This is a genomic window from Gilliamella sp. wkB72, assembly GCF_001693745.1.
Taxonomy (GTDB): Bacteria; Pseudomonadota; Gammaproteobacteria; order Enterobacterales; family Orbaceae; genus Gilliamella; species Gilliamella apicola_E.
Genome location: NZ_LZEI01000002.1, coordinates 144830 through 163944, shown reverse-complemented (window position 1 = coordinate 163944; position 19115 = coordinate 144830). Strand labels below are relative to the sequence as shown.

18 protein-coding genes are annotated in these 19115 nt (G+C 35.3%); 9 read left to right on the top strand and 9 right to left on the bottom strand.

Going from position 1 to position 19115, the window contains the following annotated elements; translation table 11 throughout:
* The first annotated feature begins 5 nt into the window (after window positions 1–5).
* The 4 genes from frr (at window position 6) to ispC (ending at window position 3675) form a co-directional block, all read left to right on the top strand.
* Window positions 6–563, top strand: a complete 558-nt coding sequence (gene frr, locus A9G07_RS01165) for a ribosome recycling factor (RefSeq protein ID WP_065562696.1) — start codon at window positions 6–8, stop codon at window positions 561–563.
* A 443-nt stretch (window positions 564–1006) separates the two neighbouring features.
* Window positions 1007–1672 carry a deoxyribose-phosphate aldolase gene (gene deoC, locus A9G07_RS01160; RefSeq protein ID WP_065733700.1) on the top strand — a complete coding sequence of 222 codons (666 nt, stop codon included), beginning with the start codon at window positions 1007–1009 and terminating at the stop codon, window positions 1670–1672.
* A gap of 54 nt (window positions 1673–1726) precedes the next feature.
* Complete coding sequence (gene deoR / locus A9G07_RS01155) at window positions 1727–2488, top strand: DNA-binding transcriptional repressor DeoR (protein ID WP_065733699.1); 762 nt, start codon at window positions 1727–1729, stop codon at window positions 2486–2488.
* A 2-nt stretch (window positions 2489–2490) separates the two neighbouring features.
* On the top strand, window positions 2491–3675 hold the full coding sequence (gene ispC, locus A9G07_RS01150; protein ID WP_065733698.1) for a 1-deoxy-D-xylulose-5-phosphate reductoisomerase: 1185 nt from the start codon (window positions 2491–2493) through the stop codon (window positions 3673–3675).
* A 7-nt stretch (window positions 3676–3682) separates the two neighbouring features.
* Here ispC and A9G07_RS01145 read toward each other — a convergent pair whose 3' ends face one another.
* Window positions 3683–4234, bottom strand: coding sequence for a sugar O-acetyltransferase (locus tag A9G07_RS01145; protein WP_065733697.1), 552 nt, complete (start codon window positions 4232–4234; stop codon window positions 3683–3685).
* Between the two features lie 4 nt (window positions 4235–4238).
* Entirely contained in the window at window positions 4239–5198 is a 960-nt protein-coding gene (locus tag A9G07_RS01140) for an aminoimidazole riboside kinase (RefSeq protein ID WP_065733696.1), read from the bottom strand.
* 273 nt (window positions 5199–5471) lie between these two features.
* Between A9G07_RS01140 and A9G07_RS01135 the strand changes: the two genes are divergently transcribed.
* Window positions 5472–6941 (top strand): glycoside hydrolase family 32 protein, encoded by a 1470-nt coding sequence (locus A9G07_RS01135; RefSeq protein ID WP_065733695.1) that lies wholly within the window; start codon window positions 5472–5474, stop codon window positions 6939–6941.
* A 36-nt stretch (window positions 6942–6977) separates the two neighbouring features.
* Here A9G07_RS01135 and A9G07_RS01130 read toward each other — a convergent pair whose 3' ends face one another.
* Window positions 6978–7982 carry a LacI family DNA-binding transcriptional regulator gene (locus A9G07_RS01130; protein ID WP_065733694.1) on the bottom strand — a complete coding sequence of 335 codons (1005 nt, stop codon included), beginning with the start codon at window positions 7980–7982 and terminating at the stop codon, window positions 6978–6980.
* A 195-nt stretch (window positions 7983–8177) separates the two neighbouring features.
* Here A9G07_RS01130 and A9G07_RS01125 point away from each other — a divergent pair, with 195 nt between their 5' ends.
* Both A9G07_RS01125 and cysE read left to right on the top strand, forming a co-directional pair.
* The gene (locus tag A9G07_RS01125; RefSeq protein ID WP_218059968.1) at window positions 8178–9419 is read left to right on the top strand and encodes an oligosaccharide MFS transporter; all 1242 of its coding nucleotides are present in this window, start codon (window positions 8178–8180) and stop codon (window positions 9417–9419) included.
* A gap of 173 nt (window positions 9420–9592) precedes the next feature.
* Window positions 9593–10354: a serine O-acetyltransferase gene (gene cysE, locus A9G07_RS01120; protein ID WP_065562771.1), complete on the top strand. Its 762-nt coding sequence runs from the start codon at window positions 9593–9595 to the stop codon at window positions 10352–10354.
* Window positions 10355–10411: 57 nt separating this feature from the next.
* On the opposite strand, the gene A9G07_RS01115 is transcribed toward cysE, so the two are convergent.
* The 6 genes from A9G07_RS01115 to A9G07_RS01090 all read right to left on the bottom strand — a co-directional run bounded on the left by A9G07_RS01115 (window position 10412) and on the right by A9G07_RS01090 (window position 15862).
* A complete protein-coding gene (locus tag A9G07_RS01115) occupies window positions 10412–11248 on the bottom strand; it encodes a mechanosensitive ion channel domain-containing protein (protein ID WP_065562705.1) in 837 nt (278 codons plus the stop codon).
* Between the two features lie 60 nt (window positions 11249–11308).
* Window positions 11309–11896 carry a nucleoid occlusion factor SlmA gene (slmA, locus tag A9G07_RS01110; protein ID WP_255305725.1) on the bottom strand — a complete coding sequence of 196 codons (588 nt, stop codon included), beginning with the start codon at window positions 11894–11896 and terminating at the stop codon, window positions 11309–11311.
* Between the two features lie 2 nt (window positions 11897–11898).
* Complete coding sequence (dut, locus tag A9G07_RS01105; RefSeq protein ID WP_065733692.1) at window positions 11899–12357, bottom strand: dUTP diphosphatase; 459 nt, start codon at window positions 12355–12357, stop codon at window positions 11899–11901.
* A complete protein-coding gene (gene coaBC, locus A9G07_RS01100; RefSeq protein WP_081303314.1) occupies window positions 12341–13567 on the bottom strand; it encodes a bifunctional phosphopantothenoylcysteine decarboxylase/phosphopantothenate--cysteine ligase CoaBC in 1227 nt (408 codons plus the stop codon). The genes dut and coaBC overlap by 17 nt, the downstream gene beginning before the upstream one ends.
* Window positions 13568–13619: 52 nt before the next feature.
* Window positions 13620–15281: a DNA repair protein RecN gene (gene recN, locus A9G07_RS01095; RefSeq protein WP_065733691.1), complete on the bottom strand. Its 1662-nt coding sequence runs from the start codon at window positions 15279–15281 to the stop codon at window positions 13620–13622.
* A gap of 116 nt (window positions 15282–15397) precedes the next feature.
* The gene (locus A9G07_RS01090; RefSeq protein ID WP_065733690.1) at window positions 15398–15862 is read right to left on the bottom strand and encodes an AraC family transcriptional regulator; all 465 of its coding nucleotides are present in this window, start codon (window positions 15860–15862) and stop codon (window positions 15398–15400) included.
* A 183-nt stretch (window positions 15863–16045) separates the two neighbouring features.
* Here A9G07_RS01090 and A9G07_RS01085 point away from each other — a divergent pair, with 183 nt between their 5' ends.
* Both A9G07_RS01085 and metE read left to right on the top strand, forming a co-directional pair.
* Window positions 16046–16597 (top strand): YagU family protein, encoded by a 552-nt coding sequence (locus A9G07_RS01085; RefSeq protein ID WP_065733689.1) that lies wholly within the window; start codon window positions 16046–16048, stop codon window positions 16595–16597.
* 184 nt (window positions 16598–16781) lie between these two features.
* Window positions 16782–19055 carry a 5-methyltetrahydropteroyltriglutamate--homocysteine S-methyltransferase gene (gene metE / locus A9G07_RS01080; protein WP_065733688.1) on the top strand — a complete coding sequence of 758 codons (2274 nt, stop codon included), beginning with the start codon at window positions 16782–16784 and terminating at the stop codon, window positions 19053–19055.
* Window positions 19056–19115: the final 60 nt, after the last annotated feature.

Here is a 19115-nt window from a genome sequence, read left to right as displayed (position 1 = left end):
TTATTATGCTAAATGAAATTCAAAAAGAAGCGCAAACGCGCATGGAAAAAAGTATTGAAGCGTTTCAAAATCATATTTCTAAAGTCAGAACTGGGCGTGCTTCACCAAGCTTATTAGACGGTATTATGGTTGAATACTACGGTAGTCCTACACCACTACGTCAGCTAGCTAACGTTGTCGCTGAAGATGCAAGAACTCTAGCCATTACGGTATTTGATAAATCATTAACGCCAATGATTGAAAAGGCAGTTTTAACCTCTGATTTAGGACTTAATCCTGCTTCAGCAGGGACTGTTATTCGAGTACCTCTACCACCGTTAACTGAAGAACGTCGTCGTGATTTAACTAAAATAGTGCGTAATGAAGCAGAACAAGGTCGTGTGTCAATTCGAAATATTCGTCGTGATGCTAACGATCAAATCAAAGCTTTGTTAAAAGATAAAGAAATCTCAGAAGATGATGAACGTAAATCACAAGATTTAATTCAAAAAGCAACAGATGCAGCTATCAAAAAATTAGATGCAGTACTTGCAGATAAAGAAAAAGAGTTAATGGAATTTTAATCTCTTGTCTAAAAAGCCTAGTTGATAAAACTAGGCTTTTTGATTTTTTGCCTATCAATTATCAATCATTTCATTACCGCTGAAAAATACAAAATATTAGTTTAATCAGTTAGCGAATAGATCAAAAATAAAAAATCATTCAATAAACAGCTATCCTTTATTTAAGCGGTATAAGGTCTAACTGAGTTTATCTATAGTTGCTCAATACAAATAATGCGCTTGTGCCCAATTAAAAGGTAAAACATTTTGTTTGTGTTAGCGCATTATTTGCCACTAAATATAATCAAGTTTATTAAATAGTTTAGTTTTTAATTATCAAAATTTAAGTATATAATGTTACGGAAATAACATTATAGGGCTATATATGTTATTTTTATAACATCATTTACTTAATACTAAAATCATTTACTAGACATTACTAACAAAAATTAAAGGACATCATTATGGATTATGCAAAGTATATTGATCATACTTTACTGGCGATGAATGCCACAGAAGATCAAATACGTAAACTTTGTGAAGAAGCAAAGCAGTATCATTTCTATTCTGTATGTGTTAATTCAGGCTATGTGCCTTTAGTCGCTAGCTTGCTTAAAGGTAGCAATGTAAAGGTTTGTTCAGTCATTGGCTTTCCTTTAGGTGCTATGCTGACTTCTGCTAAAGCATTTGAGACTGAAATGGCAGTCAAAGCTGGAGCAGAAGAGATCGATATGGTTATCAATGTCGGCTGGCTAAAAAGCAATGATTTAACGGCGGTTAAAGAAGATATTCAAGCAGTATTTAATGCTTGTGGTTCAGTGCCGTTAAAAGTTATTTTAGAAACTTGCTTATTAACTAAAGAAGAAATCGTTACAGTTTGTACAATTTGTAAAGAAATTGGCGTTGCTTTTGTTAAAACTTCAACCGGTTTTAGCTTATCGGGGGCAACAGTTGAAGATGTTAAATTGATGCGCGAAACAGTCGGTGATAAAATGGGTGTCAAAGCATCAGGTGGCATTAGAGATCGCCAAACTGCTGAAAAAATGGTTCAAGCTGGTGCAACACGGTTAGGCGCTAGTGCTGGTATTGCAATTGTATCAGGCGATAAAGCATCATCTAGCGGCTATTAATTTATCCTTTTATAAGCTACTGTATAGTAGCTTATTGCTATTTATGGAATGGCAATGGAAACACAACCGCAAAAAAGAGTTAATGCACTTATTGAGCAATTAAAAACTACCGATAAAATTCATTTAAAGCAAGCAGCGCAAATGCTTGCTGTTTCTGAAATGACAATTCGTCGAGATCTTAGCAATCAATCATCATGTTTAGCTGTTTTAGGCGGTTATATTGTTAACCAAGCACGCCATACCATATCGCAATATTTTGTTTCAGATCAAAAAGATAAACATGTAGATGAAAAGCGTTATATCAGCAAACTAGTTAGCCAATTTGTTGATGAGAACGATACTATTTTTTTTGATTGCGGTACAACCATGCAATTTATCATTGATGAAATTAGTGATGATATTGCTTTTACTGCAATCTGCTATTCACTCAATGCCTTTCTAGCGTTACAAAACAAACCAAAATGTAAAATCATTTTATGTGGTGGGCAATATCAGCTTAATAATGCAATTTTTACCGGCATTGGTTCCCATGATCCGCTCGATTTTATCTGTCCAAATAAAGCTTTTATTTCAGCAGCGGGTATTGATCTCACTCAAGGTGCAACTTGTTACCATTTTGATGAACTGAATATGAAGCATCAGGCAATGAAAAAATCTAATCAAAATATTTTAATTGCCGATCATACTAAGTTTAATCAAGTTAAACCGGCTTTTATTTGTAACCTTGATCAGTTTAATTTGGTAATGACCGATAGAGCGCCAGATTTAGACTACGTCGCTTACTTTGAAGAAAATAACATTGGTTTAATTTATTAATTATGAAAAATATCGCAATTTTAGGTTCAACAGGATCGATCGGCTGTAGCACGTTAGCCGTCATTCGGCAAAATCCAACTTTATACAAAGCTTATGTGCTAGTGGGTGGCGCTAATGTTGCTAAAATGACAGAGCAGTGTCAGGAGTTTAAACCAAAATATGTTGCTATGGCGAGCGAACAAGCAGCGCAGCAGCTTAAAGTAAATTTAGCTAACCTAAAATTGAATATAGAAGTACTGAGTGGTGAGCAAGCTATGTGTGATTTAGCACAGCTCCCCGAAGTTAACCAAGTTATGGCTGCAATTGTTGGTGCTGCAGGATTAAGGCCGACTCTTGCTGCAATTAAAAAAGGTAAACGCATTTTACTAGCTAATAAAGAGTCATTAGTCACTTGTGGGCATTTATTTATGCAAGCGGTGAAGCAATATGGTGCCGAGCTACTGCCGGTCGATAGTGAACATAATGCGATCTTTCAAAGTTTACCTACCGCAGTGCAGCATGATCTTGGATTTGCTAATCTGACTGATCATGGTATCGCCAAAATTGTGTTAACCGGATCTGGCGGACCTTTTCGGGAGCTACCATTAAATCAATTAACTTCAGTCACACCTGCGCAAGCGACTTTACATCCTAACTGGTCAATGGGTAAAAAGATTTCAGTTGATTCGGCAACGATGATGAATAAAGGCTTGGAATATATTGAAGCTCGTTGGTTGTTTAATGCTAGTTCTGAACAAATGGAGATTATTGTACATCCTCAATCGATTATTCACTCAATGGTACGTTATCTAGATGGCAGTATTATAGCAGAATTGGGCGTGCCAGATATGTGTACACCAATTGCTTATTCAATGTCTTATCCATTACGTATTTCATCCGGTGTACCTGCTTTAGATTTTACTCAAATCTCATCATTAACCTTCAATCAACCCGATTTTATTCGTTATCCATGCTTAAAATTAGCCATTAAGGCTTGTGGTGAAGGGCAAGCGGCAACAACAGCGCTTAACGCTGCCAACGAAGTGGCAGTTGAAGCATTTTTACAGCATAAAATTGGTTTTATGGATATTGCCAAACAAGTTGCAACCACGTTAGATCAACTTAATTTTCCGGAACCTGCCACTATTGATGATGTGTTCATTATTGATGCATGGGCTAGAGCACAATGTAGCAAACAGATAGTTTAAAATGGCATTAAAGCGTTTTATACACTCGGCATGGCGTACCCATGGCAACGACATTTGCAGGAATATCTCGATCCACAATACTGCCAGCTGCAATAACTGTATTGTCGCCGATAGTTACATTGGGTAGTACAATTACGTTACCACCAATCCAAACATTATTACCAATCGTAATCGGTTTGGCAAACTCAAGCCCACTGTTGCGTATTTGGCTTTCAAGTGGGTGACCTGAGGTATAAAAACCGCAATTGGGTGCGACAAGGACATTATCTCCGAATGTAATTTTGGCCGCATCAAGCATGATGCAGTTAAAATTAGCAAAAAAATTCTCTCCAATTTCAATATTGTAGCCATAATCACATTGAAAACCGGGCATAATTGTAAATTGCTTCGGTGTTTTACCTAATAGCTTTCTAAAAAGTTGTTGTCGTTTATCCACTGCTGAAGGTGATAGTTGGTTTAACTGAAAGCAGAGATCTTGTGCATAAATCCGCTCTGTTTCAAGCTCATTAATACAAGGATTATAAAGTAAACCTGTTAACATTTTCTCCTTTTCAGTCATTTTACTATCCCATCTGTTTCGCTATTAGTGCAGGATTATCACTAATAAATGATTGTAAAAAACCGCTGTCTGGTAATGCCGTTAATGCACCTTTTTTGGTTGTAGCTAGTGCTCCACAGGCACTGGCAATAGTCATCATGCTTTCTAACATTAATTTATCTTCGGGCATTCCTGATGAAGCAATGCTACTTAATAAACCTGAAACAAAAGCATCTCCGGCTCCAGTTGTATCAATGCTATTGACATGAAATGAGTCAAAAGTAAAAGTTTTACCTTGCCATAACACAATACTACCCTCTCTACCTTTGGTAACTAACTTAAGTGGTGCATTATAATGTTGTTGTAATTTATCGAGTGCTACATGCCAATCTTGGCTCTCAGTTAACCAAAACAACTCTTCATCAGAGAGCTTAAGAATGTCAGCATCATGACAGAATTGAGTGATAATTGTGCGCATTTCATTTTTATCTTGCCACATTTGTTCACGTAAATTGATATCAAAACTAATTAAACCATTTTTATCACTCAGTTTCTCAATAGCTTGTTTGAGCGTTTGTCGACAAGTTGTTCCAACTAATGCTAGAGAACAAAAATGAAGAATATCTTGATTAAAATCAGGAAGTGCTTGTTCTGACAAAAATTGATCGGCCGAAGGTGAAACAAGAAAGGTAAAACTTCGTTCACCATTTTCACCTAAGTCAACAACAACAGTGCTTGTTCTATGCTCCTCATCCTTTTCAAGACTTTGGCAATCAACATGATGCTCACAAAAAGTCTTTTCCATGAAGTGACCAAATGGATCATTACCAACTCTACCAATAAAACCAGAGGGCAGTCCTAACTTAGCAATACCAATAGCTACATTTGCAGGAGCACCTCCAGCACAGGCTCGGTAGTTCATTTCACCAAATGGTAATAAATCAATAACAGCATCACCAAGAGACCATACTTTTGTATTATTCATTTTGTCACTCATATTATTAATAGGTTAAATTTGTGTGTCATTACTATCTCAGCATACTCAAATTAATTCATTAAGCATTGATTAGCTGATGTGTTGATAATCAATATTAACTATAAACTAAATCATTTATAAAAAAAATCATTGTTAACGTTAAAAATATGTGACTATCATCACATATTTTAACGTTTATTTCACTATAAGTTAACGTTAACAAAAAAATTAATGTAGTATGTAATCGTATTAACCTAACTCATGATAAAAGAAGGGAATGTTATGACAAATGCAATTGATAAAGCTAACCAAGCTATAAAAAAATTAGAAAAAGAAATGAATAAGCAATATTATCCTCATTTCCATTTATCACCTCAAGCTGGTTGGATGAATGATCCAAATGGCTTAGTCTATTATAAAGGACAATATCATGCTTTCTATCAACACCATCCTTATAATGAGAATTGGGGACCAATGCACTGGGGACATGCAGTAAGTGATGATCTTATTACATGGCGAAGATTACCAATTGCAATTGCGCCAGATCATGATTATGACAAGAGTGGGTGTTTTTCAGGTTCAGCTGTAGATAATAATGGCGAATTGAGCTTAATTTACACAGGCCATATATGGTTAAATGGTCAAGGTAATGATGAACATATCCGAGAAACTCAATGTCTTGCCACAAGTAAAGATGGTATTAATTTTAAAAAACATGGAACTGTACTTACACCAAAAGAAGGGATTATGCATTTTCGTGATCCTAAAGTGTTTAAACAAAATGGTAAATGGTGGATGGTAGTTGGTCAGCGAGAAACCAATGATGTTGGTCAAGTGTTACTTTATCGTTCAACTGATTTAAAAGATTGGAAGTTTGAACAAGTTCTTATTAGTGATATCGATCCGAATGTTTATATGCTTGAATGTCCAGACTTTTTCCCATTAGGAGATAAATGGGTATTAATGTTCTCACCACAAGGTATGCAAGCAAAAGGTTATCAATATCGAAATCGATTCCAATCTGGCTATATCGTTGGAGATTGGCAGCCAGGTAAGCCATTTTCAATAATCAAATCATTCCAAGAGATGGACTTTGGTCACGATTTTTATGCGCCACAATCATTCCTCGCAGCAGATGGTCGTCGTATTATGTTTGGTTGGATGGATATGTGGGAATCAAAAATGCCAAGTAAACATGATAAATGGATGGGAGCATTTACTTTACCACGCGAATTAATCCTAGATCGACAAAATAGAGTTCGTAATCGACCAATTAAAGAACTTGTGGCACTTCGCGAAAAACCACAATCATTAACTAATATTGAATTAAATAGTGAATTAAAAAATACCAAAATTGAATCAATTAGTTGTGAAATTAATGTTGAAATTGATTTAGTCAATAGTAATGCTGAACGTTTTGGATTACAACTTGCTGCGACACCAGATGGTAAGCAAGCAACCTTATTGTACATTGATCGGCAAGCTAACCGCATCATTCTAGACCGAAGTCTTTCTGGAATTGACTTAAAAGGTTATCGAAGTGTGCCATTACCAAAAACCAAAAAACTAACATTACATATTTTTGTTGATGCATCATCAGTCGAAGTTTTCATAAATAAAGATTTATATAGCCTCTCAAGCCGTATTTATCCTAAATTACCAGCAAAAAGGTTAATTAACTTATTTGCCGAAAATGGACAAGCAAAAATTACCAAATTAGATAGCTGGCAATTAAAATCAATTTATGAATAATTTATAAAAAAACCACCAACTAAGGTGGTTTTTTCGTTATAAAGATTCTCGTTCTAAATATGGTGATGGTATGTGAGTGATAGTTTTTTTACTTTCACTATTGATTATATGCAGAGCTGCTTTTTGACCTATTTCATAATGTGGTAATTGTACAGTAGTCAGTGAAGGATAAAAAAGTTCACCAGTACCAACCATATTGTCATAACCAAGAACCGCAACATCGTTGGGAATATGAAATCCTTTACCAAGTAAAAATTGATAAGCAACAAAAGCAATTCTATCGTTACCACAAATTAATACATCAAAATCTGGTTTTTTAACACAATGTTTTGCCAAAATTTCTATCGTCATCATATATTCTAGGGAAAGGTTTGCAGGTGACATTAAAGTATGATAACTCTTGATATCGTTTAAATCGTTGCCAGCATCTAACCATGCTTGCTCAGCAGCTTTACGCCTAATTTTACCCGCTAAAGTATTTTCTGATAAATAGATACATAATGGTTTTTTATATCCCTTATTTATTACATTCTGCATCGCTTGATATTGACCAGAATAATCATCAGGGATGTAACAAGCAAGCTGCTCAGAATCACTAATGCAGTTTGCTAATACCACATTTTTACCGAGCAATTTATCTGGCAGTTGAACTTTTCTTAACCCCATTGTTGTATAAATAATACCATTAGGTCGATAAGATAAAAGAGTATTAATCGCATGATCAGCATCTTTATCATCAAATAAATTAACAATAAACGTATTCCAACCATGTTGTTGAGCTGTTTTTTCTATTGCTTGAAGTAATTCAACTGAGAATGGCGTTGTCGCCGTTTCTAATGCCAGCACACCAATAGCATAAGGGCCAGAATTATCTCCTCGAATCTTTCGTGCAGATAAATCCGGCACATAATTAAGCTCCTCAATAGCTTTCTTCACTTTTTTATATGTTTCTTTATTGAGTTTGTCAGGATTATTGATTGCTCGAGAAACCGTCATCAATGAAACTGATGCCAATCTAGCAACATCCTTGAGTGAAGCCATAGTTGAATCCTTTTGCTCACATTAAAAATAATAATAAATTTTAGCTTTGTATGATGATACCACAAATAAAAATGATAAAAAGTGTGAGGAAAGTAACATTTATGATAATTGGTTGTTTCTATTTTATTCCAATTATGACAATAATGTTAACATTAACATGTTAACGTTAAACTTCAACATAAAAAGAGAATGAAAATGAATATAGATATAATACAAAATAGAAATTATTGGTTCTCGTCAGGCTATCTTGTTACCTTTTATGCAGCATGGTCACTTTGGTGGTCTTTTTATGCCATTTGGCTCAAAAGCCAAATTGGTTTATCTGGTGAACAATTAGGGGTTGTTTATTCTGCTAACTCTGCTGCAGCCATGTTTTTTATGATTTTTTATGGCATTATCCAAGATAAATTGCAGATAGGTAAAGCGGTAATTACCTTCCAAAGTATTATCATGTTACTTATTGGCCCGTTTTTAATTTATGTCTATGAGCCTTTACTTCGAAATGATTTTATTTTGGGTGTCTGTATTGGTGCCCCAGTATTAAGTGCTGGTTTTATTTCTGGATGTGCTTTGATTGACTCTTTTATCGAGCGAATTAGTCGTCTATTTGGTTTTGAATTTGGGCCAGCAAGATTCTGGGGATCATTTGGTTATGCTGCTGCAACTTTTGTTGCTGGTATTTTATTTGGCATTAACCCTCACATTAACTTCTGGATGGCATCTGGCGTTGCAGCTATCTATTTCACCATCAATTTAGTTTTCAAACCTAAACAAGAGTCTTTGGCAAACGGTAAAACACAAGCCGTCATGGAAAAACCATCTATCCCTACCATGAGTGAAATTTTTTCACTATTTGGTATGAAAAAGTTTTGGTTATTTGTCTTTTTTATAATCGGTACTAATAGCTTTTATACCATATATGATCAGCAACTATTCCCAAATTTCTATACCAGCTTCTTTGATAAACCAGAAAGTGGCTATCAAGTTTATGGATATTTAAATTCTTTCCAAGTTTTTTTAGAAGCAGCTTGTATGATTTTAGTACCCTATTTTATTAATAAAATTGGTGCAAAAAAAGCTTTACTAGCAGCAGCGTTGGTAATGGTATGCCGAATCTCATTATCTGCAACGTTAGATAATGTTTATCTAATTTCATTAGTTAAACTTTTCCACGCAATTGAAACACCACTATTTATTCTAGCAGTATTTAAATACGCTGTAGCCAACTTTGATGCGAGACTATCATCCACACTATACTTAGTTGGATTTAACATCTCATCAAATGTAGGTGTTATTGTATTGTCATGGATTGTAGGTAAGTTATTTGATAAAACAGGATATTCAACTACTTTCTATGTGCTAGCAGCAATAGTATTTGTCATTTTATTTATTGCAACATTTACTTTAAGTGACAATAAACAAAAAACAGAAAAATAACCATCATTCTTAAATGTTATAAAATGGGAACAATTTGTTCCCATTTTATAATATCTATAGAGAAAGCTTGCTTCTATTCTTAGTTTGCGAAACAATATAAATTGTTGAGACTGACGTTTAAATCTATATAGGTACTTGGTGTGAATACAAGCAAAAAAGTGGTTAAACCGGACATGTTATGGCAGACAATCCGAGAAGAAGCATCAAAGCTCGTTGAAAGTGAGCCAATGTTAGCAAGCTATTTCCATGCAACTTTACTTAATCATGAAAATTTAGGTAGTGCATTAAGTTATATTTTAGCTAACAAGCTTGCAACCCAAGTTGTACCGGCAATTGAGATTCGAGAAATTGCTAGACAAGCTTATCAAGCAGATAACAACATAATCAATGCCGCGATTACCGATATACTTGCTGTTTACATTCGAGATCCAGCAACCAATTACTATTCCACACCGCTACTTTATTATAAAGGTTTTCTTTCACTACAAGCTTATCGAATTGCACACTGGCTTTGGAAACAAAACCGTAAATCACTAGCAACTTTTTTACAGAGTCAAATTGCTATTGTATTTGGCGTTGATATCCATCCAGCAGCTAAAATTGGCTGTGGTGTTATGTTTGACCATGCAACAGGGATAGTCATTGGTGAAACCGTAGTTATTGAAAATGATGTTTCTATTTTACAATCAGTGACATTAGGTGGAACCGGAAAAGAAAATGGCGATCGTCATCCTAAAATTCGTGAAGGAGTAATGATTGGTGCACACTCAACGATTTTAGGAAATATAGAAATAGGTAAAGGAGCAAAAATTGGAGCTGGTTCAGTCGTTTTAGAGCCTGTTCCTGAACATACAACAGTAGCTGGTGTTCCTGCTAAAATTGTTGGTTGTCCTGATTGTGATAAACCAGCTTTAAACATGGATCAAGATATCTAATTTTTGAAAAATGATTCCGTTGTTCAATGACAACGGAATACATAATGTAGTTGAAAATTACGACGGAGAACTAAGATTTACATCCATAGTTGGGTAAGGAATATTAATGCCATTTTCAGTTAGCCCATTTTTAATATTCTCAAGTAATACAGCTTTTACTGGTCCATAATTAGCATTTAACGTCCAGACTAAAACATTAAAATTCATGGATGAAGCATCCAGCAAATCCAAACGTATAATCGGTTCTTTACTCGTTAAAATATTATCAGTTTTATTTACAGCTTCTCTTAATACTTTATAAACTTTCTGAATATCAGAATCATATCCCACATTAACAACTATATCTAAACGTCTTTCTGGCAAACGAGTATAGTTAATAATATTTGCACTAACCACTTGTCCATTTGGAATGACGACCATTTCATTCGTTGGCGTGACAATAGTTGTTGAAAAAATTTGAATCGAATCAATAACACCTTGCTGATTATTAATAATGACTGTTTCACCAACTCTAAATGGGCGAAAGATAATTAAAATGACACCAGCTGCAAAATTAGACAACGAACCTTGCAGAGCTAAACCTACGGCTAAGCCGGCGGCACCAATTACCGCAACAATTGATGCGGTTTGCACACCAAGTTGACCTAACACGGCAACTAGCGTCATAACAATAATGGCATAATAAGATAAAGAACTAACAAATTTAACTACAGTCGGATCGACATGGCGATTAGTTAAAATTCTTCTTAATTGACGAGCAACAAATTTAGCAATTGTTCGACCAATTAAAAAAATAAGAATGGCAAAACAAAAATGAGCAATATAACTGATTACTACGCCATCATATTTCTCAATAAACAACCAAATCTGGTTTACTATATTTTCAAAACTCATGAAATTATCCTCTGTAAAAATAACAGAAATAGTTAATTGAATAATTGCGATTAAATTGGTTTAAACTAACTGTTTTGCTAATAAAGCCCAACGGGTTTCAAAGTTTGTTGTTGGTAGATATTTAAAACCAGAACGGGAATAACGAGCCATCATTCCTTCGCAAAAAGCAAGTAACTGACTAGATAAAATACGTTCATCAGTGGTAAAGGCCACACCTTCACGGATTTTTCTTTCTCGTATAACTTGCTTTATCTGCGTTTCGATACGTTCAAATAATTGACTGATTCGTTCTTGCAATTGGTCTTGCTCAAACATTAACGCATGGCCAGTCATAATCCGAGTCAACCCAGGATTCTTTTCAGAAAAACCAAGGATTAAAGCCAAAATAAGTTGAAGCCGCGTAAATGTTTTTGGTTCATCTTGCAAAATCACATTGATGCGAGAAAGCAAAATGTCTTCAATATAAACGATCAAACTTTCAAACATTTTAGTTTTACTTGGAAAATGCCTATACAATGCCGCTTCAGAAACACCAACAGTTGCAGCTAATTTAGCAGTAGTTATTCGTTGTGTTCCCTCATTGGATTCAAGCATTGTTGCTAATGCTTGAAGTATATCTTCTTTACGATTTTTATTTTTGCTACTCACGATTATTTCTTACCTGAATGCCCAAATCCACCTTCGCCACGCGCTGATTCGATAAAATCATCAACAATATTAAATTCTGCTTGCACGACTGGCACAATAATTAATTGAGCAATACGATCACCTGGCTCAATAACAAATGGGTTTTGACTTCGGTTCCAAAGGGGAACAAACAACTGTCCTTGATAATCGGAATCAATTAAACCGACTAAATTACCAAGGACAATACCATTTTTTGAACCAAGGCCTGAACGAGGTAATACTAATGCAGCTAAACTAGGGTCAGCAATATGCATTGATAATCCGGTTGGGGTTAAGATTGTTTCGCCTGCTTTGATTTCGGTTGTTTTATCAAACATCGCTCTTAAATCAATACCTGCGGAACCTTCAGTTGCGTAAGTTGGCAGTGGAAACTCGTTACCTAAACGTTTATCTAATACTTTTATATCAATTTTTCTTTTCATCATGACTCGCTTTATATCGTGTTATAACTGCTTGAAGTAATTCTTTTGCTAATTCTTGCTTATTGCTTAATGGTAACGTTTGTTCACCATTTTGCCAATAAAGGGTTAATGCGTTTTGATCAGAATTAAAGCCTATTTTCTTGTCAGACACATCATTAGCACAAATCAAATCTAAGTTCTTAGTGGTTAATTTTTTAAGGGCATAAGCCTTTATGTTATTGGTTTCAGCGGCAAAGCCTACAACAAACGGACGTCCTTTCTTTAATGAAGCAATGTTGGCAACAATATCAGGATTTTTAACTAATTTAATAACAAGTTCATTACTATCATCGGTTTTTTTAATTTTTTTCGTGGCAATAGTTTCAGCTCTATAATCAGCAACAGCAGCACAAGAAATAAAAATTGATGATTTTTTAGCAAACTTTAATGCCACATCATACATCTCATTAGCACTTTTTACATTAATGCGATTCACATTATTTGGAGTTGCTAAATTAACTGGGCCACTGATTAAGTTTACTGTTGCTCCAATTTCAGCCGCTGCCTGAGCAATAGCATAACCCATTTTACCTGAACTGTAATTACTGATATAGCGTACTGGATCAAGCTCTTCAATGGTTGGGCCCGCAGTAATAGTAATCTCGGTTCCAGCAAGTGTTGACGTTGCTGAAAAATACTTCTCAACATGCTTAACAATAGTTGCAGGTTCAACCATTCGCCCTGGGCCAAAATCACCACAAGCTTGAAAACCATCATCAGGACCCCAAATTAAGGTATTTCGCGAAGCTAATGTCGCTAAGTTCTGTTGAGTTGCAGCAGCTTTATACATCTGTTGGTTCATAGCTGGCGCTATGGCAATTTTAGCTGGTGTTGCAAGACACACTGTTGATAAAAGATCATCAGCAATACCATTTGCCATTTTCGCAATGATATTTGCCGTAGCGGGAGCAATTAATACCAAATCAGCCCATTTAGCTAATTCAATATGACTCATCGATAGTTCAGCAGAAGGGTCAAATAAATCACTTGATACCGTATTACCAGACAATGCTTGCAATGTCATTGGCGTGACAAAATGGCTCGCTGACTCAGTTAATACCACATGTACCTGCGCACCTGCTTTTTTTAGATGGCGGACAAGATCAGGGCATTTGTAAGCAGCAATGCCACCAGTTATCCCTAATAAAATATGTTTACCAGATAGACTCATGATCTCGTTATTCTCCGATCCCAATTAAAGGCGATATATTACCATAATTAAATTAGATAATAAGTAACTCTTTCGCATTGGCAAGTGTTGCATCTGTAATTTTATCCCCACCTAACAACCGAGCAAGTTCATTTAAACGTCCGTTTTCATCTAATCTTTGCATATCTGTCGATGTTTGTTTACCATTCGTTTGCTTACTGACAAAATAGTGCTGATTAGCTTGACCCGCTACCTGTGGTAAATGCGTTACCGTAATGACTTGTGTTGACTCACCAAGTTGCCTTAACAGTTGCCCAACCTTAGCCGCTGTTGGTCCACTAATACCGACATCAATTTCATCAAAAATCAACGCTGGGGTATCCATTTTTTGCGCGGTCAAAACCTGTATGGCTAGTGCGATACGAGACAATTCACCACCAGATGCAACTTTGACTAATGGCTGCACTACTTGCCCAGCATTAGTACTCACTAAAAAAGAAACTTGGTCTGCGCCATCTTCACTTAATCGATTTTCATCAAATATAACATCTATACTGAATTGACCGTTTGGCATAGATAAATCGTGCATAATAGCCATTACTTTTTTAGCCAACGTTTTACTCACTGTTAATCGTTTTTGATGCAATTTTGCAGCCAGCTCTATCGCAATTTGTTGATACTTTTTGATCTCTTCTTTTAACTGTTCACCTTGTTCATCTTGTTGATTAATCTGCTTAAATTCATTAAGTAAATTTTGATGTAACTCAGGTAATGCTTCAGGAGAAACATGATGTTTTCGCGCTAAAGCAATTTGTTTAGACAAGCGTTGTTCAAGTTGCATCACTCTTGCCGGATCGAGCTCTAAGCTCTCACTATAATGGCGTAATTCATAGCTAGCTTCTTTAATTTGAATAGCGGCATCTTCTAACATAGCTAAAACATCATTTAGTGAAGGATCTAATGCGACCAACTCATGAATACTTTGTTTAACACTATTAAGCATGTTGCTGACATTATATTCGTCTGCTTCATCTAATAGCATGATAGATTGTTGGCTAAGATTAATTAGCTGTTCGCTATTGGATAATTTTTTATATTCTTCATCGATTTGTTGATATTCACCTTCAATTGGTGAAAATTCATTTAACTCTTTTAATTGATATTGTAATAACTGAACATGAGCATCACGCTCTTGTTTGGAAGAAAGATATTGTTGATAAGCTTGGCTTGCAGATTTCCATTGTTTATAAGCTTGTTGCATATTCGACAATAGTGTCGGCTCATTCATATAATGATTAAGTAAAATTTGTTGATAATCACTTCGTAATAAACGCTGATGTTCATGTTGGCCATGAATTTGTATTAACATTTGTCCTAAATCTTTTAATTGTGAGATAGGAACAGCACGCCCATTAATAAATGCTTTCGAACGCCCATCTTGATTGATAACTCTTCTTAAAATACATTCATTACCTTCATCAAGTTGATTTTCGGTTAACCAGGAGTATGCTGCTGGAGTATCATCAAGAACAAAACTGGCTGAAATATCAACCCGATCAGCTCCATTACGAATAGCTGAAGCATCAGAACGATTTCCTAAACAAAGCCCTAATGCATCGATCGCAATCGATTTACCTGCGCCTGTTTCACCCGTAATTGCGGTCATCCCTGTTGTAAAATCAACTAACAACTGATCGACGATAGCAAAATTATTAATAGTCAATTGCGTTATCATAATAAATTAATACATAAGGTTGGTTACCATATTGGCAGTATAACAGCAAAAACACTGTAAATAAATACAGTTAATTATTTTTATAAGCGTTAATTTTTAAAAAGATAATAATTAATTTACGCTAAAGGCAAATAAACATCAGTGATCATCTCTTGTGGTTGAATGTTTAAACCGACATTTACATAATGGAAAATTGGAGGAAAGTTCCCTATTCGCTCGCCACTTTGCGGAAGCCATGTTTCAAGTAAGTAAATAATGGCTTGATTATTTTCTCTAGAGCCAATATCCCTTGCCTTGGCACAACGAAGTTGTGGTATTTTTTTATTGATGATTCCATAATCATTTGGGGGAATTGTGCAATTTATCGATATTGCAAAATCGACATGATGCTCATTGAGAGGCGTCGTGTTGGGATTGGTATAATGAATACCATAACTTTGATACTTTTGACTATCTAAAAAATTGTTTTCTTGTCGCCATTTAATGAATTTATTTAGAGTGTTATTCTCTAATAAAGGTGAACCATAATGTTCAATGACGGCTAATTGTGTAGCAGGAAATTGTACAATTTCGACATTCATAACCTAAATCCATGGATAATTTATTTGCTACTTTTTAGGATGCTATTAAAAGACGCTTAATAAATAATTTTTACCAATTATAACAATAACTTTTACACTCGGTCAATTCAGCTTATTCCCCTTTCTTCCACGGTTGCTTACGGATATAATTTACAAGCTTTTAAACTATAAAGGTATTATTAAATGTTTGGAAATAAAATAAATCGACAAATTATTGTTTGGACTACTCTGATTGGTGGATTCATTAGCGCACTGGTTAAATGGGGTTCTGAAGTTAATATGCCTCCTCGTGTTCCTGGGGAAATTTCACCACCTGCGGCACACATTGATGCATGGCTTGGTTGGTTAGGCATTAATTCTCATTCACTTGATTATGTTTACCAAACGGCAATCGTTTCGGGCGCAGTAACACTTTATCACTGGTTATTTAGTTTTGCCTTTGCCTTCGTTTATGTATTTATTGCCTACTTTTGGAATAATATTCGATTATGGTATGGTGCATTTTATGGCATTATCATTACCGTTATGATGCACGGTTTTTTAATTCCGCTATTAGGTTTTCGTCATCCCGCTTATGATCCGGAAGGCACCGTTGGTTGGTTATGGAACCTAAATGGTTATGAACTTTGGAGTGAAATTTTAGGGCATATCTATTGGGGTGTATCGATTGAAATCTGTATGATCGCTGTGCTTGCTCATTTTTCAAGACCAATTCGTGGCGAATGGCGCCAGTAGTTAATTTATTAATTTTCATCTATTTCAATCCTTCTGTTGAAAAACAGAGGGATTTTTTTATACCTTTTGATATAGTTAAAAACTATATCTTTTGATAAAAAACTAGAATTATTCAATAACATTTTTTTTTGCTATCTTTTTAACCACTAAAGAAAAGTGCTAAATGCTAAATAAGGAAAAGAAAATGAATACTGCAGTTATTGGATATCCTCGTGTTGGTAAACTTCGTGAGCTTAAATTTGCAACCGAAGCTTATTTTAAAGGTAACAAAACCCAAGCTGAATTATTAAATGAAGCAAAAGCCCTACGTGCTGAACATCTACAACAACAAGCATCACATAAAATTGCTTTAATCTCATCTAATGACTTTTCATTTTATGATGCAGTATTAGATACGGCCTGTTTACTGAATGTTATCCCAAAACGTTATCAAGATTTAGGCTTACCTGAACTCGATCGTTATTTTGCCATGGCGCGTGGTTATCAAGGTGAAAAAGGTGATGTGCGAGCGCTGGCAATGAAAAAATGGTTTAACACCAACTATCACTACTTAGTGCCTGAAATTGAAGATTCACTACAAATAAAACTAGCCAGCACAAAACCTTTTGACGAATATCAAGAAGCCAAAGCATTAGGTATTCAAACCAAACCGGTTGTGATTGGCGCATTAACCTTTTTCAAATTAGCACAGTATTTAGGTAATAAACAGCTAGTTGATTTTAAAGCCGATATTATTAAAGCCTATCAAGAAATTATTCAGAAATTTACTGCACTTGGTGCGCAGTGGATACAAATTGATGAGCCAATTTTAGTGACGGATTTAACTCATGAAGATATTTCTCTATTCAATGAGCTTTATCAGTCAATTTTATCCGTTAAAGGTACAACCAAAGTGGTTTTACAAACTTACTTTGGCGATGTGCGTGATTGTTACCAACAATTAGTGGCGTTACCATTTGACGGTATCGGACTTGATTTTGTTGAAGGTAAACAATCCTTAGCATTACTTGAAAGTCATGGTTTCCCGGCTGATAAAGTGTTATTTGCTGGTGTGGTAAATGGTAAAAATATTTGGAAAAATAATTATAAAAAAACATTGGAATTAGTCGCAAAAATTAAGCAAAAAGCGGCAAACATTGTGATTAATACTTCGTGTTCTTTACTCCACGTACCTTATACATTACAAAACGAAACTAAATTAACGATTCAACAACGTGCTTATTTTGCTTTTGCTCAAGAAAAACTACAAGAGTTAGCTGAACTTGGTGAATTAGTCAAAGACTCGAATTTTGAAAATAGTCCGGCTTACAAAGCAAATCAAACCCTATTTACGCGTGAGCGTGAAGGAGCAAATCAAGCGGTACGTCAAAAAGTTTCGGCTTTAAAAGCGTCTGATTTTACTCGTCTACCGGAATTTTCAGTACGTGAAGCAGCACAGAAAAAAGCCTTTAATTTGCCATTATTACCTACAACAACGATTGGTTCATTTCCGCAAACACCTGATGTACGTTTAAACCGTGCAAAATTCAAGAAAGGTGAAATTTGCTTAAATGAATATACCGAGTTTAACAAACAAAAAATTGCAGAATGCATCAAGCTTCAAGAACAGATTGGTATTGATGTGTTAGTTCACGGCGAATTTGAACGTAATGACATGGTTGAGTATTTTGGTGAAAGCTTAAATGGTTTTGTCTTTACTGAAAAAGCATGGGTGCAATCTTATGGTACTCGTTGTGTTAAGCCGCCAATTGTATGGGGTGATATTTCACGCTCTAAACCAATTACCGTTGAATATTCACAATATGCACAAAGCCTAACTGACAAACCAGTTAAAGGCATGTTAACTGGCCCAGTGACGATCCTTAACTGGTCGTTCCCTCGTGAAGATATTTCACAAAAAGAGTCTGTATTCCAAATTGGTTTAGCAATCAGTGATGAAGTGTTAGATCTTGAAGCGGCCGGCATCAAAGTCATCCAAATTGATGAAGCGGCGTTAAAAGAGAAATTACCATTACGTAAAGCTGATTGGAATAGTGAATATCTGGATTGGGCTATTCCGGCATTTAGACTAGTGCACAGCAAAGTACAAGCTGATACACAAATTCATACACATATGTGTTATAGCGAATTTGCTGACATTATCAAAGATATCGATGCCATGGATGCTGATGTGATTTCATTTGAAGCATCACGTTCTAATCTACAATTGATTGATGTGCTTAAAGCCAATAATTTTAAAACTGAAGTTGGACCGGGTGTTTATGATATCCATTCACCACGTGTACCACCGGTTGCTGAAATCAAAGCAACAATTGAGAAGTTACTGGCAAAAATTGACAAGCAAAAACTTTGGATTAATCCGGATTGTGGTTTAAAAACTCGTGGTGAGAAAGAAGTTGTTGCAAGTTTAGAACATTTAGTTCAAGCAACATTAGAAGTTCGAAAAACACTTAATTAACAGCGTTAATTAATTTGCTTTACCTTAATTTCCGCCGCCGATTTTGGCGGCGGAAATGTC